11 protein-coding genes, 1 rRNA gene and 3 riboswitches are annotated in these 15,748 nt (G+C 41.7%); of the genes, 1 reads left to right on the forward strand and 11 read right to left on the reverse strand.

Going from position 1 to position 15,748, the window contains the following annotated elements; genetic code table 11:
• Nucleotides 1–33: 33 nt before the first annotated feature.
• From NSQ29_RS24210 to NSQ29_RS24260, 11 genes are all read right to left on the reverse strand, one after another.
• Nucleotides 34–1,591, reverse strand: a 16S ribosomal RNA gene (locus tag NSQ29_RS24210).
• Nucleotides 1,592–1,962: 371 nt separating this feature from the next.
• Complete coding sequence (locus NSQ29_RS24215; protein WP_341126297.1) at nucleotides 1,963–2,772, reverse strand: transglutaminase-like domain-containing protein; 810 nt, start codon at nucleotides 2,770–2,772, stop codon at nucleotides 1,963–1,965.
• A gap of 13 nt (nucleotides 2,773–2,785) precedes the next feature.
• Nucleotides 2,786–2,866, reverse strand: a riboswitch (cyclic di-GMP riboswitch).
• Nucleotides 2,867–2,974: 108 nt separating this feature from the next.
• Nucleotides 2,975–3,055: riboswitch (cyclic di-GMP riboswitch) on the reverse strand.
• A gap of 124 nt (nucleotides 3,056–3,179) precedes the next feature.
• Nucleotides 3,180–3,830 (reverse strand): class D sortase, encoded by a 651-nt coding sequence (locus NSQ29_RS24220; protein ID WP_042184724.1) that lies wholly within the window; start codon nucleotides 3,828–3,830, stop codon nucleotides 3,180–3,182.
• Between the two features lie 34 nt (nucleotides 3,831–3,864).
• On the reverse strand, nucleotides 3,865–4,269 hold the full coding sequence (locus NSQ29_RS24225; protein WP_042184722.1) for a GtrA family protein: 405 nt from the start codon (nucleotides 4,267–4,269) through the stop codon (nucleotides 3,865–3,867).
• Entirely contained in the window at nucleotides 4,259–5,239 is a 981-nt protein-coding gene (locus tag NSQ29_RS24230) for a glycosyltransferase family 2 protein (protein WP_340974028.1), read from the reverse strand. Before NSQ29_RS24230 ends, NSQ29_RS24225 begins: the two co-directional genes overlap by 11 nt.
• 100 nt (nucleotides 5,240–5,339) lie before the next feature.
• A complete protein-coding gene (locus NSQ29_RS24235) occupies nucleotides 5,340–7,118 on the reverse strand; it encodes a phospholipid carrier-dependent glycosyltransferase (protein ID WP_341126298.1) in 1,779 nt (592 codons plus the stop codon).
• On the reverse strand, nucleotides 7,115–9,163 hold the full coding sequence (locus NSQ29_RS24240; protein WP_341126299.1) for a glycosyltransferase 87 family protein: 2,049 nt from the start codon (nucleotides 9,161–9,163) through the stop codon (nucleotides 7,115–7,117). The genes NSQ29_RS24235 and NSQ29_RS24240 overlap by 4 nt, the downstream gene beginning before the upstream one ends.
• The gene (locus NSQ29_RS24245) at nucleotides 9,160–11,139 is read right to left on the reverse strand and encodes a glycosyltransferase family 39 protein (RefSeq protein WP_341126300.1); all 1,980 of its coding nucleotides are present in this window, start codon (nucleotides 11,137–11,139) and stop codon (nucleotides 9,160–9,162) included. The genes NSQ29_RS24240 and NSQ29_RS24245 overlap by 4 nt, the downstream gene beginning before the upstream one ends.
• A gap of 155 nt (nucleotides 11,140–11,294) precedes the next feature.
• Nucleotides 11,295–12,695 (reverse strand): NCS2 family permease, encoded by a 1,401-nt coding sequence (locus NSQ29_RS24250; protein ID WP_042184716.1) that lies wholly within the window; start codon nucleotides 12,693–12,695, stop codon nucleotides 11,295–11,297.
• A 126-nt stretch (nucleotides 12,696–12,821) separates the two neighbouring features.
• Nucleotides 12,822–12,921: riboswitch (purine riboswitch) on the reverse strand.
• 187 nt (nucleotides 12,922–13,108) lie between these two features.
• Nucleotides 13,109–13,573: a hypothetical protein gene (locus NSQ29_RS24255; protein ID WP_341126301.1), complete on the reverse strand. Its 465-nt coding sequence runs from the start codon at nucleotides 13,571–13,573 to the stop codon at nucleotides 13,109–13,111.
• A gap of 169 nt (nucleotides 13,574–13,742) precedes the next feature.
• Nucleotides 13,743–14,477 (reverse strand): CPBP family intramembrane glutamic endopeptidase, encoded by a 735-nt coding sequence (locus tag NSQ29_RS24260; RefSeq protein WP_042184712.1) that lies wholly within the window; start codon nucleotides 14,475–14,477, stop codon nucleotides 13,743–13,745.
• 284 nt (nucleotides 14,478–14,761) lie between these two features.
• Between NSQ29_RS24260 and NSQ29_RS24265 the strand changes: the two genes are divergently transcribed.
• Nucleotides 14,762–15,634 carry a helix-turn-helix domain-containing protein gene (locus NSQ29_RS24265; protein WP_042184710.1) on the forward strand — a complete coding sequence of 291 codons (873 nt, stop codon included), beginning with the start codon at nucleotides 14,762–14,764 and terminating at the stop codon, nucleotides 15,632–15,634.
• The last annotated feature ends 114 nt before the right edge of the window (nucleotides 15,635–15,748 follow it).

Consider the following 15,748-nt stretch of genomic DNA (forward strand, 5'->3'; position numbering starts at 1 on the left):
AATGTCTTCATTGCAGAAGACGATTCTCCATAGAAAGGAGGTGATCCAGCCGCACCTTCCGATACGGCTACCTTGTTACGACTTCACCCCAATCATCTACCCCACCTTCGGCGGCTGGCTCCCTTGCGGGTTACCCCACCGACTTCGGGTGTTGTAAACTCTCGTGGTGTGACGGGCGGTGTGTACAAGACCCGGGAACGTATTCACCGCGGCATGCTGATCCGCGATTACTAGCAATTCCGACTTCATGCAGGCGAGTTGCAGCCTGCAATCCGAACTGAGACCGGCTTTGATGGGATTGGCTTCACCTCGCGGTTTCGCTTCCCGTTGTACCGGCCATTGTAGTACGTGTGTAGCCCAGGTCATAAGGGGCATGATGATTTGACGTCATCCCCACCTTCCTCCGGTTTGTCACCGGCAGTCACTCTAGAGTGCCCAACATTACTTGCTGGCAACTAAAGTTAAGGGTTGCGCTCGTTGCGGGACTTAACCCAACATCTCACGACACGAGCTGACGACAACCATGCACCACCTGTCTCCTCTGTCCCGAAGGCCGCCACTATCTCTAGTGGATTCAGAGGGATGTCAAGACCTGGTAAGGTTCTTCGCGTTGCTTCGAATTAAACCACATACTCCACTGCTTGTGCGGGTCCCCGTCAATTCCTTTGAGTTTCAGTCTTGCGACCGTACTCCCCAGGCGGAGTGCTTACTGTGTTAACTTCGGCACCAAGGGTATCGAAACCCCTAACACCTAGCACTCATCGTTTACGGCGTGGACTACCAGGGTATCTAATCCTGTTTGCTCCCCACGCTTTCGCGCCTCAGCGTCAGTTACAGCCCAGAAAGTCGCCTTCGCCACTGGTGTTCCTCCACATATCTACGCATTTCACCGCTACACGTGGAATTCCACTTTCCTCTTCTGTACTCAAGTCACCCAGTTTCCAGTGCGACCTCAGGTTGAGCCCAAGGTTTAAACACCAGACTTAAATGACCGCCTGCGCGCGCTTTACGCCCAATAATTCCGGACAACGCTTGCCCCCTACGTATTACCGCGGCTGCTGGCACGTAGTTAGCCGGGGCTTTCTTCTCAGGTACCGTCACTCCGATAGCAGTTACTCTACCGGACGTTCTTCCCTGGCAACAGAGCTTTACGATCCGAAAACCTTCATCACTCACGCGGCGTTGCTCCGTCAGACTTTCGTCCATTGCGGAAGATTCCCTACTGCTGCCTCCCGTAGGAGTCTGGGCCGTGTCTCAGTCCCAGTGTGGCCGTTCACCCTCTCAGGTCGGCTACGCATCGTCGCCTTGGTGGGCCGTTACCCCACCAACTAGCTAATGCGCCGCAGGCCCATCCCTCAGTGACAGATTGCTCCGTCTTTCATTCTTTCTTCAGGAGAAAAAAGAAATTATCCGGTATTAGCTACCGTTTCCGGTAGTTATCCCAGTCTAAGGGGCAGGTTGCCTACGTGTTACTCACCCGTCCGCCGCTAAGTTACTTTGAAAGCAAGCTTTCAAAGTAACTCCGCTCGACTTGCATGTATTAGGCACGCCGCCAGCGTTCGTCCTGAGCCAGGATCAAACTCTCCAATTAGTATTGAAAAGAGCGATATGCTCATTTTGAAACATCTGACGAGAAAATTAATTCTCTAATTTTGGATTTCACTTTCGTGATTTCCTACTCACTCGTTGTTCAGTTTTCAAAGATCAAGTTCTCGTTGGCGCCGTTTAATGTCTCAGCAGCAACTCTTATAATATATCATGTTGTTCTCAGTAATGCAAGCTTTATTTTTCGAAAGCCGTTTATATAACTCTCACAAACATTGCCTGTACGCTGTCTAACAACGCTTAACTATAATAACCTATCTATTCATAGAAAAGCAACCCCTAATAGAAAAATAAACAACTAGCTTAATAATTAAGCTGGTTGTTTATTTAATAGAGTTATGAATCTAGCGATGCAAATTAATAGTATTTTGCTGCAGTATACTTACTTGAAGCCTTAATAAAATCCGTATTCTTCTTACTCTTCGCTGACGATGCATCTACCGTTGTATCAATAGTAACCCATTTCCCATCCATCAACACTTCATTCCATGCATGGTATTGCGTAACGTAGCTAGTATTCCCCATCACCAATTTAGCAGGCACATCTACACTACGCAGCATTGCGGCAAAAAGAGAAGCATAGTCATAGCAGATTCCTTTTTTAGTATTCAAAGTGTTGTTAATGTTCGGAATGTAATCTGTTGTTACGTTATTAGCAAGAGAATAATCGTATTGTACATTAGCAACTACATAGTTATAGATTGCCTTAACTTTCTCTTCATCTGTTGTTTTGCCTTTTGTAAGCTCTTTTGCCTTAAGGATCGCTTTATCAGAAGAACTCCATTTCACATTCTGTACGGAGCCCAAATATACGGAATTCGAGTCACTCATGGTTACGTCTACTACTTCGGAATATAACGCTTTGTATTTATTGCCGGTTGTATTCTCAAGAACAGAAACCTTATAAGTACCATTACCTTGTTGTAAAGGGAAGTCCTCAGCTTGTTCAGAAGCATATAAGTTATATGTATAGCTGCTGTTGTCTTTAGTGATCATGAGTTTGATTCTTTTATCTTTCGGAATATCATAGTTAATTCCAATAACACCTTGAGCCACTTTCGATGTAATCAACCAGCTTGCATCTACACTTGCGGCTTGAGCTGTGCTTACCGGAACCGCAGTAATCAGTACGAACAGCGCCACCATCATAAAATAAACCTTTTTCACGGATAAAACCCCTTTCGGTAGCTGGCTGCCATCCTTTCGGGAAGGCCCTTTAGCTTTGCGTCCCTACCTTTCGATAGGTTTGCCGTTATCGTATAAGCTCTATCTGTTCTAATTTCACTAGACAAATTAACAGAATCAGTCCAAGTAGAAATATGAATCTAAGATTCTTATATATTTTATAAAAACAAAAAAAGCCTCTTCATTCGGTAACTGGCTGCCATCCTTACGGGAAGGCCCTTTAGCTTTGCGTCCCTACCTTTCGATAGGTTTGCCGTTTATCGTGTTTAGCTTTTATAGTCTTATACTACCATATTTATCCTCGTAAACAAGAACAAAATTGCTAGATTTACTATTATTTTATAGTTATTTCTCTGTATTTGAGTTTTCTTGTTATTTCTCGTCAACGATTAGGAAAGCTTGGCATGAACAATCAAACGATGTGTAGGATCTACTAGTGGGTCACACGTAATTAGAGTAAGAATTTTATCTTTGTTATTCCCGTCTAGAACAGACACATCACTAGGAAGTACAACAGAAATATCATAAACCTCGTAATTATAAGTCTGATCGCTAGTCTTTACCGTAATCGTATCCCCAATCACAACCTCATTCAGCCTGTTAAACAATCTGCCCGTAGTTCTAGCTCTATGTGCAGCTATTGCGGCGTTCCCTATTTCTCCTATTGGAGTTGTTTCTTTCATATGGGCCGCAGCATGCTTCATATTCGCTTTAGTAGCCCCTTCTAATACAGGTAGCTTCAGATCGATCTTATCGATCTCAATTAATGCGATAACTTTGCCACCCACTTCAATTTCCGGTTCCGGCTTTTCTGTTTCTTGCGGCTGTGCTTGTGCATCTAAAGCTGATTCCTCCGCTAGTAGCTGAGTGACCTCGGCATATCTGCTCTTTAGATCAGGTGGTGGAGTACTTTCACTGGTGCTCAGTTCAGCTGATTCTAATAGCTTATCCTGCTGCCAGTCGTTATACCATTCGTTAGCTTTTGGATAGAGCATGATAAGGATCCCCGCCAGTATGAGCACATACGAGAATTTACGCATGATTTTCACCTCCGTAGATTGGTTCTACTGAACTTTAGAATACCCATTTACGACTTCCGAAGAAGTTAATAATCACCGTCACAAACGTTACTAATACCTTAGAGATCAACACTTGAATGCCTAGTTTGTCAGTCAACAGATGCATTAGCAACAGCGATATTCCGAGTACTACCAGATTCAGTACGATAAACTTCAGCAACTGCGTCTTATCAAAACCCTCTTTATTGCCACGGTCACGATCCTTGAAGGTTACTTTTTTATTCAAAATAAAGCTGTTCGCTGTCCCTGCACTATAAGAAATCACCTGTGCCAACGCATATACCATCCCAAGTGAGTTCAGTAATGTAAAGATTACGAAATCAATGAGGGTATTTACCAGACCTACAGCATTAAATTTGAGAAACTGTATGAAAGCAGTCCGAAAGTTCTTATCTGACATCTTTGTAATCCTTCCGGCGATCCACTTCTTCTTCGTCACGATATCCTATGGTCTCACTGACAATATACAACGGTCTATCCTTAGACTCGTCATAAATCCGTCCAATATACTCACCGATTACACCTAGCAGCATCAGAACGATACCGTTAAAGAGCAAATTGACCCCTACAATGGAAGCCCAACCTGGAACCGTCCATGAGGTGAAAAAGATTCTTTGAAACAATACGAAGAATAAATAGAGAAAGCTGGAGAAGGAAAGAAAGAATCCGACATACGTAGCAATCTTAAGTGGCTTATGCGAAAAGGAAGTGATCCCATCCAGCGCAAAACGAATCATTTTCTTAAGAGGATACTTGGTTTCTCCTGCAAATCGTTCTTCCCGCTCATATTCCACCATCGTCTGCTTGAAGCCGACCCAGCTCACTAAACCTCTGACATACCGATTTTTTTCCTTGAGACCTCGCAAGACATCACATACCTTACGATCAATAAGACGAAAATCACCTGTGTCCGTGGGAATGTCTACACTTGTCATGCTGCTGAGCAATCGATAAAAGATCTTGGCCGTTACCTTTTTGAACATCGTTTCTCCACGGCGCTTCAGCCGCTTCGCATACACAACGTCATAGCCCTCTTTCCACTTCTCGATCATTTGCAAAATGACCTCCGGTGGATCTTGAAGGTCAGCGTCAATAACAACAACCGCTTGACCTTCGGCATAGTCCATGCCAGCTGTAATCGCTACCTGATGTCCGAAATTACGCGAGAAGTCAATTAGCTTGACGCATTCATCCCGATCACTGATCTCCCGAATCATCTGGGCCGAACGATCACGACTTCCGTCATTAACGAAGACTAGCTCATAAGTATCGCCGCATTCGTCCATTACTTTTTTCAAACGTTCGTAAGTAACGCTAATTACTTGCTCCTCATTGAACATGGGTACAATTACACTATATCTGGCTTTCACCTTTATTCCTCCTAAAAGCTTTATGGAGCGTTACATCTTTCTATTCTTCATAATAACGCTGTAAGCATAAACTTATTGTTATAAATATTTTAAAAAAATCTTAGAAAACCCAAGATGGGAACCAACGCAGCATATTCTTCACATAATCTCCGCTTACCTGCATCCCTGACAGGACAGGGTAGAACGCGACAAAGAGCAGTAAAGCAACAGCCACATAGACATAACTAACATAACGAGCCTCAGGATATTTGCTATCTAGCAACTTCATTATATATACAATACCAAGAATCATAAAAGGCACCATAGCAAAATAATGGTAGATAAAGGTTTCCCTTGGGACAAGCATCCACGGAACATATTGTGAGAAAAAGGCGATCCAGATCATATAGAGGGTCTTATCTTTGCGTTTCAGTGTAATCCACAGTGTTGCCAGCATTGCGAAAATCCCCGTCCACCAGATAAGCGGATTCCCCATAGTCACTATACTGCTGACCTGACCTTGCGGCAATCCCTCACTGCCACTGAAGAACCAGACGGGTCTCTTCATAAACGGCCATTGCCACCAGGAGGACGCAAAAGGATGTGTAGCTACAAGCTGACTGTGATAGTTGTACATGTTCTTTTGGGAATCAATCAAGCCTTTTATAGTAAAGCCCTCTGCGGATGCAGATAAACCCGGAACAAAAGATAAACTATAAATAATGACCGGTATGATTACGAAGAATGCAACACAACTAGCTAGCGTAATAATGGTATTCTTCCAGAACGAATTTACGGCTTCGCGACAGGTACCCAGCAGTTCCTTGTCTTTGATCTTCCCTTCCGCGAGCAACCGTCCCGATGCTTTATATTCTCTGTAGCGCTCGAAGAGCGAGATAGCTAGCATAATGGCCAGCCCAGCTCCTCCGTACAGTACAATCCACTTGGAGGCGACACCAATTCCGAAGAATAAACCGGACCAGAATAACGGAATTAGTGTTTTTCTTAAGGGCTGCCTGAAGAAATTCATAGTGTAATATCGCTGCATGAAATAAAACATTAACATGATGAAGAATACTCCGTATACATCGATCGTAGAGATTCTTGTTTGTGTGAAATGCATGAAATCCAGTGCGAACAATCCAGCTGCAAGTGCTGCGTATTTACTCTTTTTAAAGAGACGTAGTGCCATTACATAAATGAGAGGCAGCATGGCAATCCCGAACAATGTTCCGATAATACGCCAGCCGAAAGGATTGACTCCAAACAGTTCCATCCCTACTGCGATCAATAGCTTGCCTAGTGGTGGATGCGTGTTCTCATAAGGCACAATCCCGTGTGTATATTCATAAGCTGTCCGTGCATGGTAGATCTCGTCAAAATAAGTGCTATTCATAAAGTTAGAATATTCAGGGATGAGCGACTGCTCGTCAAAAAGATTGGCAGGCTCTCCTCTTTTAGCGACTGCATTAGCATCCGGTGTAACACCGGCTATAGAAAGAGGTACTCTTTCGCCTCCCTGCTCATAGAAGGCCATTTCATTTAAAGTGAACCCTGGAGAGGTGACTGTAAACTTCACGTATCTTGCTGCAACGTTCAGAGGTTGGCTTTTCCAGATGAAGACATTCCCAACATCCTCGCTTACATCCAGTGGACTACTCCAGACCTCAGGGGATTCACTGAATTCGAGCTTAAACTTCCCGGTACCTACGCCACCGAAGATATTCACTCGTTCCAATTGTTTGCTCTGTCCTAGATCTACATAGAAGCTTTCACCGCTGGCAGCTGGCTCCCACAAGGTCTCTGGAGATTTAGTAGAACCTAAATTATATAAAGCAATTGCCGCGTAAACGGCAGTAATGGCAAGAATACATATCCAATCTATACGTTTAAACTTCATCGCTTAAGTCTCCCTCCCTTCTGGTGCGGTCTTATTTGCTCGACGACTTTAAGGTCTTCTTCATATTTTTCTTCAGGTGTTGGTGGTGCTGGAAGAGGTTTTACTCCCCCACGAACATACACGTCATAACCGATGTAGAGCATGTATAGCAATAATGACAGGTTAGCAATAGAAGTGACCAAAACGATTCCATCTGCACCTGGATTTACACCTGCATTTAGATGGGTCAACGTATAAGCCACATTGATATACTGCGTTAAGCTGAATCCAAGGAATAGGGATAAAAACCTACGATCCCGACTCGCTATATAAGTGAACATACATAGAATAACTGCAGGGAACATATAACGTTCATGCATTTTGGTTCCAAGCACAAAGACTACTACAATGAGCGCCATACCGATAAAGTAGGATTTGGATAAATCCAAGCGATCTTTTTTGAAGGAATAAAACGTTGCTATGGCTACTGCCACTAAAATAAATATGAAGCCCCATACACGGTAAGTAATACCTAACCAAGTTAGGTCAAGAGATGACCACATCGGGTCAGTCAATGCATATAGATTAAATGCATTCACAGAAGAATAGGGATAGGAAGATAACGTACTCTTATACAGATTAATAAGGCCAACTAAACCACCGTTATTCCAGAAAAATGGTGCCGCGAGCAATCCGAATATCCCTAATCCGTACAAAGCTCCAAATCCAAGCTGCTTCCAAGCACGGTGATGATAGAAAGCAAACAATAATACCGGTGTGAATATTAACGCTTGTGGTTTAATTAAAGTTGCTATTGCAAACAAAATCGCGGATTGAACAAACTTTTTGTTCGCAGCGCCATGGATACTGAGCAACAGGAAAATCAGAAAGAACGAATCCGCTTGTCCCCACGCCGCTGAATTAACAAGCACCGCCGGATTAAACAGAAATAATAGCGTTAAGCCAAAAGCGATCCCTGAGCCGAGTTTTTTGCGGGACATTTTATATATGAAGAAACCCAATACCAAATCAGAAATAATCGCTGGCAGTTTGAATAGCAGATTCTCTCCACCCGAACCATGCGCAAAGCCAAATACACCGCGAATAAAACTAAGAATGTACAAAATGTACAAATAACCAGGAGGATAATCGGCAAAATACCCTTCTTCATAAAACTTGCCTGGACCTAAATCAACCATACGCTGACCCCAAGCTATAAAGGTATTCATGTCGTTCTGATAGCCTTGAGCAGTCAGACCAATCCAGACCCTTAGGATAAAAGCAACCCCGATGGCAATGCTCAGCCATTTGGAATAGACATTCTCAGGTTGCTTCATAAGCTTCTCACTGCGGAATGCCTTGGTATAAAGCACTGCAAAAAATACACTGAAAAGCGCTGAGATCAGCAGCATCTTGGTTGGAGATACCTTATGTGGGGTATCCGCTTTTTTGCCACCAGCATCCTGACTAACTGCTGCACTATCCAGCGAAATGACGTTGGCCCCTTCGGGAGCAGCGTCTAATTTTTCTACAGACAAATCATCAAAATAAGCTTTACCTTGAATCAAGCTGGAGTAGCCCCCCAAACTTGCACCTATGCCGAATTCTTTCTGCTTAGGTCCTGTCTGGCCTATGTATTCAAGATACTGCCACTCTCCTGCCGTATCCGTTACGCTGGGATAACCCCCGCCTACTCCAACGGCAAGTATATTGGCGCCCATTCCCTCGCCTGCGGTACTTACTACTTTGATCCATCCAGAGATTTTATAATAGCTGTCCGGCGTTGCCTTAATCGTCTGCACCCATTTCAAATGATTGGGCTCGATATTCTCAATGACTGCCGCTTTACTACCGGAGTGAACCTCGTCCGATTGGATTGAAAGTATGCCAGAGTTGTCTCCAGAAATCCACATATCCTTAGTCCAGTTAGAAGGAGCGTCCTCTCCTCCCTCCTCAAATCCAGGGTTCTGCAATAGATTTCCATCTGCATAAATGCTTGTTACAGGAAGCAAAAACAATAACAGCATCAATACAGTCACTGCGGCCGTACGTGTACTCTTGATCATCGTTCCAACCTCACCTCGTCTATGTTAATCCAGCCTTTACCGCCTTTAATAAAAATTTCAGTTTGCTCATTCTGACCGATAGATACCATTGGAAGTGTAAGCTCTTGATAAACCTCACTAGCAGGTATTTCAGCCTCCGCCCGCACTACGCCATTAACTCGGACGCCAACCCTTCCTTCTTCTCCACCAGCACTAACCATTATACCAAGCTTATATTCTCCAGGTTCTGCTATTCTGATAGATTGTGTAATCGTTTTGTCAAATCCCGGATCAAGATAAGCCAGATAACTTCCATTATAAGGATTATTGGTCGCCACACCCGTACCGGATGAGAAGCTCCAGCCTGATATCCCCTCTTCAAATCCTCCATTTGTAAATCCCGAGATTCCCTCTACTCCCCCAGTCTTAGCGGTCACAACAGTATAGTTGGCAAACTGTTTAACCGAATAATTATCGCTTTCAGCAGGAATGGGATCACCATTCCACAAGATATATGTCGCTGTCTCTCCCGGAACTATGCTTGAATGTCCAAATCTATATCTCCCAAAGGAAGACACCTGCTGAAATGCACCTCCAGGATTAGAATAATTAACGTTTGCTAAGAAATTATGGGGATTGATCTGCTCATAAAAAAGCACATAAATATAAGGCATGTTAACTTTATCAGTCACGTAGATGTTCCCAGCACTCTCTTCAGAAGCATATTGTATAGCCTCACCGAAGGATTCATAGAAAGCGGGTCCTATCTCTTTAGGATAATCACGGAAATAAACTGTAGTGAATAGAACAAAAAATAAGCTAAAGGTTACAGCCGACAGAATTGCTAATACTTTTACTTTCTTGCTTAACCACATAAACCCTGCAACAATCAGCAAAATGATTGGATAGAAAATCACATTCATCCGATTAATGTTTACGTTCGTAACAAAGGTCATCAAAACGGAAACAAACAGCCAAAGTAAAATAACGAGCATTCCCGTCCGCTCACGACCACGGTTCCGTATTGTCGTTAACATAAATATAAGTCCTATAAGTACAAAGGGTAACGCAATAGGATACGCGTATCCATAAGGTGAAATCGAATTCCAAGGCAAACCATCAGATCCGCTAATTAATATCTTCAAAAATTCCCGGAAATTGCTTAATGCTGTATGTAATAGTTGCCCTCCGAATATAGAAGTTACCTGTTCCACACGCGGCGTTGTCAATCTCGGAATTGAGAACAATGGGGTCAAAATCCCCTCTAGCGACAATCGATTGATCATAATAAATAGGAAGATTGGGAGTGCCATTAATATAAACAGAGCACAGTTCCATAGAATGGTCCGAAGCTTTAGTGCTCTTGTATAGAATAGAAGAATTCCAGCACCTAAAGCAAATATCGGCACAAAAAAATAGGATGTTCCATAGGCATAAAGTGAAAGGGCAAGCATAATTGTAAAGCCATAAGACCACTTCGGAATTTGAAATGATTTAAGTAACATATAAACGGAGAACAGAATCAGGGTGGGGAATAAATTAGATTCCAGTGCCCATCTTGACATCATAATATGCCAAGGATTAATTGCGATAAAAAACATCGCCACAATACCAGCAGTTCTGGAAGTAAATAGCTCTTTGGAAAGAAGATAGAATACGAGCATACCCAGTAGACCCATGATTAAGCTAACCGCACGTACAGACATTGGAGTAAGTCCGAACAATAATATGAAAGGCATTGATAAGTAAGCATAAAGTGCATTCTGTCCGCTTCCCCAAGCAATGAGGTGAATAGGTAAATGAATACCATTGCGGTCTATTCCATAATGAAGAATAGCGTAAGCGTCATAACCTATAGATGCCTCATCCTGATTCAAGCCACCTGGAATCGAACCAAAGTAAAAAATGCGAATCACAGCCCCCAGCAAAAACAATAAGAGAGGCCAAGGATTACTTTTAAAATAAGAAGACCAATTGCTAAATCTTGTGGACAACATTCATCACCTCTTCAACAATATAATCTAAATATTGGATGATGGAAAGGAAGAACATCCAACAAGTTAAGTAGGGGAATACATAATCCAAAATAAAAAAAACGGCCCCTTCAGTAATGAAGGAGCCCAAGATGAATTTCAGAAATACTGTATATATGTTAGCCCTCGCTACCAAGGAATACATAACGGAGAACGATCAGGATCGCAAGTACCCACATCATCCAGTGAATATCGTATTTCTTCTTACCTGCAAGGTTAGCAACAGAAGCAAGGATTACATAAGTTACGATACCAAAGGAGATACCGTTAGCAATATTATAAGTGAAAGGCATGATTACAAGTGTTAGGAACGCTGGAATTGCAACAACCATATCTTGAAAATCGATTTGACGGATCGATTGTGCCATCAGCACACCTACGACGATCAATGCTGCGGCTGTAGCAGATCCAGGAATAAGAGCAACCACTGGAGCAAGGAACAATGCAAGCAAGAAACATACGCCCGTTGTTACAGCTGTAAGACCTGTACGTCCACCTTCAGCAACACCTGCCGCGCTTTCTACAAAAGCAGTAGTAGTCGAAGTACCCAGTGCCGCACCACCTGCTACAGCAACTGCATCGACAAACATCGCATTACCTACACGTCTATTACCTTCTTCAGGGTTATCCATAATACCTGCGCGTTGAGCCGTACCTACAAGTGTACCAAATGTATCAAACAACTCTACAAATGTGAAAGTTGCAATCGCTGAAACAATACCTGTGTGCAGGATACCATCCCAGTCAAATTGGAAGAAGTTCAATTGTGTGAAGTCAGGAACCCAAGGCGTTGCCGGACTGGACAATGCACTGAAATCAACTACACCCATCAGCATACCAGCGACAGTTGTTCCCAAGATACCGAATAAAATCGCACCTTTAACGTTCAATACCATCAGGATAGAGATTAGAAGAAGTCCGATAATTACCAATTGGACATTGGAATTCTCTAGGCTACCCATGTGAATGATAGTTTCAAAGGAAAGGACATCTGTGAAAGTGTTAGCAGGAATGTCTTTACCGGCTTCAACACCAATCGTCATGAGTCCACTGTTCTTAAGACCAAGGATCGTAATGAACATCCCTATACCTACTGTAATCGCATGTTTCAAGCTGTCGGGAATTGCAGTTAGTAAGATCTGTCGCACTCGAGTTACAGTCAGCAAGATAAAGATCAAACCGGAAATAAATACGGCTGTCAGACCCATTTGCCAAGTGAATGGATGCTCTGATGTGGCGGAAGATAGAATTACGGAAGCAAAATATGCGTTAAGTCCCATACCAGGTGCCAATGCCACTGGAAAGTTTATGAACACGCCCATTGCGATGGTGAAAATACCTGCTGCCAGCGCAGTCGCTAGAAATACAGAATACCAGCCCATATCAATACGGCCAAATGCTGTTAAAGTACTCGGATTAACCGACAAGATGTAAGCCATTGCCATGAACGTGGTCAAGCCCGCCATGATCTCTGTACGAACTGTGGTGCCGTTCTCTTTCAACTTGAAAAACCGATTCAAATTGTTCTCCCCCTAAGGTATGTTGTGTGTCTGACAGCAACAAAAAGCCGGTATCTGTTAGACACCGGCTCGAAAAAAAGAGTAGCCTCCCATGACCATAGTCCTAAATTAAGGACAATGCGGGGTTGCTCTGCTCTTCTTAATCGTAGCCAGGTCATTACGGTGACCTCGTAGAAACTTCCAGGCCAATTCCCGGAAATATACGAAAGAATTATGTTGTTGTGCTCTATCATTTTAGGTGGACATCATATAAGTTGTCAATGATAAAAAGCGAACATTTTCGACTTTATTTTTTCCATTGTTCGTAAATCATACATTTTCATGCTTGTATCTACTATCAAACTCGTTCTTGCAATGCAGCTTATTAACTATCCGATCACTTTTTATATGGGTATATTTCACTATGTTTCTAGTTATTGATCTTTAGTGTACTTATAACTATGCCAAGAATTAGCTAAATGCCCTATTGCTAAACAAACTACTGCAATACTCAGCCAAATAGATTTTCCCCAAATCGCTGCCAATCCGAATGCACATACTGGGAGGACTGCCATCGGGATCGGAATAATTCCTAAAGGGTCCCATAACAATTTATATTGCCTCCCCTTAACGATATATCGAATCCAAAGACCATAATAAATAGCAATAAACAAGACAATAAAGACAGCAATTACGCCAAGCTTTACCTGTTGAAAGTTATCCTGTGACATCGCAAGAATACCTATACAACCCAATTGTCCTGCTCTCTCCAAGAGGGTATAGATTGGTTCTGCATCTCGCAAACCCGAAGGTACATTTTCAGGTGGAAACTTAATCATTAGCAAACTTGGGGCAAGAAGGATTAATGCCATTAGTGTGCCGAGAAGAGAAAATCCCATGTTAATTTCTCCCTATGATAGATTTTTCCCATTTTATCACATTCATATTGAGCAGCTATATAGCGTCTATCACATTTTTTTGAATACAAAAAAAACCTGCAGCCCCTTCTTCAATAAGGAGTTGCAGGTGTTTGTTAAGACTCTATCGCAAAAAATCCTTTGAGAAAAATTAGCGAGTGGATGCCCAAAAGGCCAAAGCAAACATTGTCCAGTCATTCATCACGTGCACTATAAACGATGTCCATATATTTTTAGTCTTAAGATATGGATATAGCAGAACGATCCGTGCAATACCAATACCGAGAATAGCTTGGACAATATTCCAATTATACGTTGGTAAATGGTATGCCCCAAATAAAATAGCTGAAACTATGCAGGCTAAAATTATAGCAGACTTTCTACTCATCTTAAGTTTCTTAACTCCAAATGATAGCACGACCAAGAATGGAAGTATCGTGATTAATTCTTCACCAAACAGCATCGGGATCGTTCTCAAGAAGAATGGAATTGCATCAGCAAAATTACCATTGAAACTATCGGTTGCGGGATTAGCGCTCGTACTAAACAATTTCGTAATAAGGAAACCGACAATACCTGTCACAATCAAATTCGCAACGTAAGTTCCAAGAATCAAAAGAATATCTTTAGCTACTAATTTTCTGAATAATGATGTCCATTGACTTCGTGCCACAAAGATTACTGCTGCTAAAGGAAAAATCACATTCATAAAGGGCTGTACATTGGGACCTCCAAACATAATAAGAAACAGAGCAAAACCAACCGCGACAGAAACGAGAAAAATGAGGCTGCTCTTCAAATTTAGACTAGGCGATGACAGTTCACTGTAGAACGGGAAATCATCATTTTTACGCTCAAATCTGAAAAAATCACTTTTATTATTCATAATAAATCAAATCCTTCCAAGGAAATATAAAACTTATGCTTCCATTAATCCATCTAACGTACTTACATCATAATTGCTTTTATGTCCCATTTCGACAAAGGTCTTATAAATAGGACCTTAAATTGAAGAAATTCCCAACGGATTCGATTTATTTACTAATATTTCCAATCAGCTCAAAAAACCACTATGAGCAGACTTTCAAATATCAAAATTTCGTAATCAAATTAGATTCTCTCTGAAATATAATAAAAGCTCACGATTTCAATAAGAGGGTGGCGAACGAATTGAATACCTACGGTGAGGTTGTTCGAAATATACGGACCAATAAGGGATTAAGTCAAAAAGAAGTGTATTTAGATATTATCTCGAAATCATATGCCATTGAATTTGAAAAAGGAAACCATGAGATCACATTAAGGCTGTTAGAACAAATTTTAAATCGACTTATGATGGGGATTGATGAATTTTTCTACATTTATAGAGGTTATAAACTATCTAAACACGATACATTTACCAACAAATATTCCAAAGCTGGAAACAATAACGATCTCGAAGCATTAATTGAGATTTATCAAGAACTACATCAGAGAGAGGATCTGACCTCAAAAATTCATCTGGCAGAAGTCAGGTCTCGTATAAGATTATTAAAGCACTTTAACTTGACGGGTCAGTTTGAGAAGAATGTCATTTTGACAGAAGATATCGAGACGATCACTAACTATCTCAACAATCTCCAATCCTGGACCCTCCAAGAAATGCAGCTGTTCACAAATACTTTAAATTACATAGATTACGATCAAAGAGATATACTCTTTCAAACGCTTATTAAGTCTATGAAAAAATATGAAGCCCACGAACGCGGACGAGATGTCATATGTGTAATGCTAACCAATATGATTTACGAATTAATTATGATCAATCAAATAAGCTATGCAGAGATCTTACTAGAGAACTTAAATAATATTAGCAGTCCTCAATATCAAACGCTGTTCTTTAAGATTGTATATAAGTATTATAACGGTCTAATTAAAATTAAAAGAAACAGTAAAGAAGAAGGAACGAAGCTTGCTCAATCAGCAATCGATGTATTATATGAATTTGGCGAGCCCTATCAAGCAAAAACATTAGAGTCTATATTGTCACAGATCTTACAATAGATTTTTAGCAAAAGTCCAGTATTTAAGACTTTCCAGCTAGTTGGAAATACATAATAATCTAGTAGAACTTAATTTATAATAAAAAAAGTCGAAAACCCTAAACTACAAGGTTTT

It is taken from the genome of Paenibacillus sp. FSL F4-0236 (assembly GCF_038000135.1).
GTDB lineage: Bacteria > Bacillota > Bacilli > Paenibacillales > Paenibacillaceae > Paenibacillus_AQ.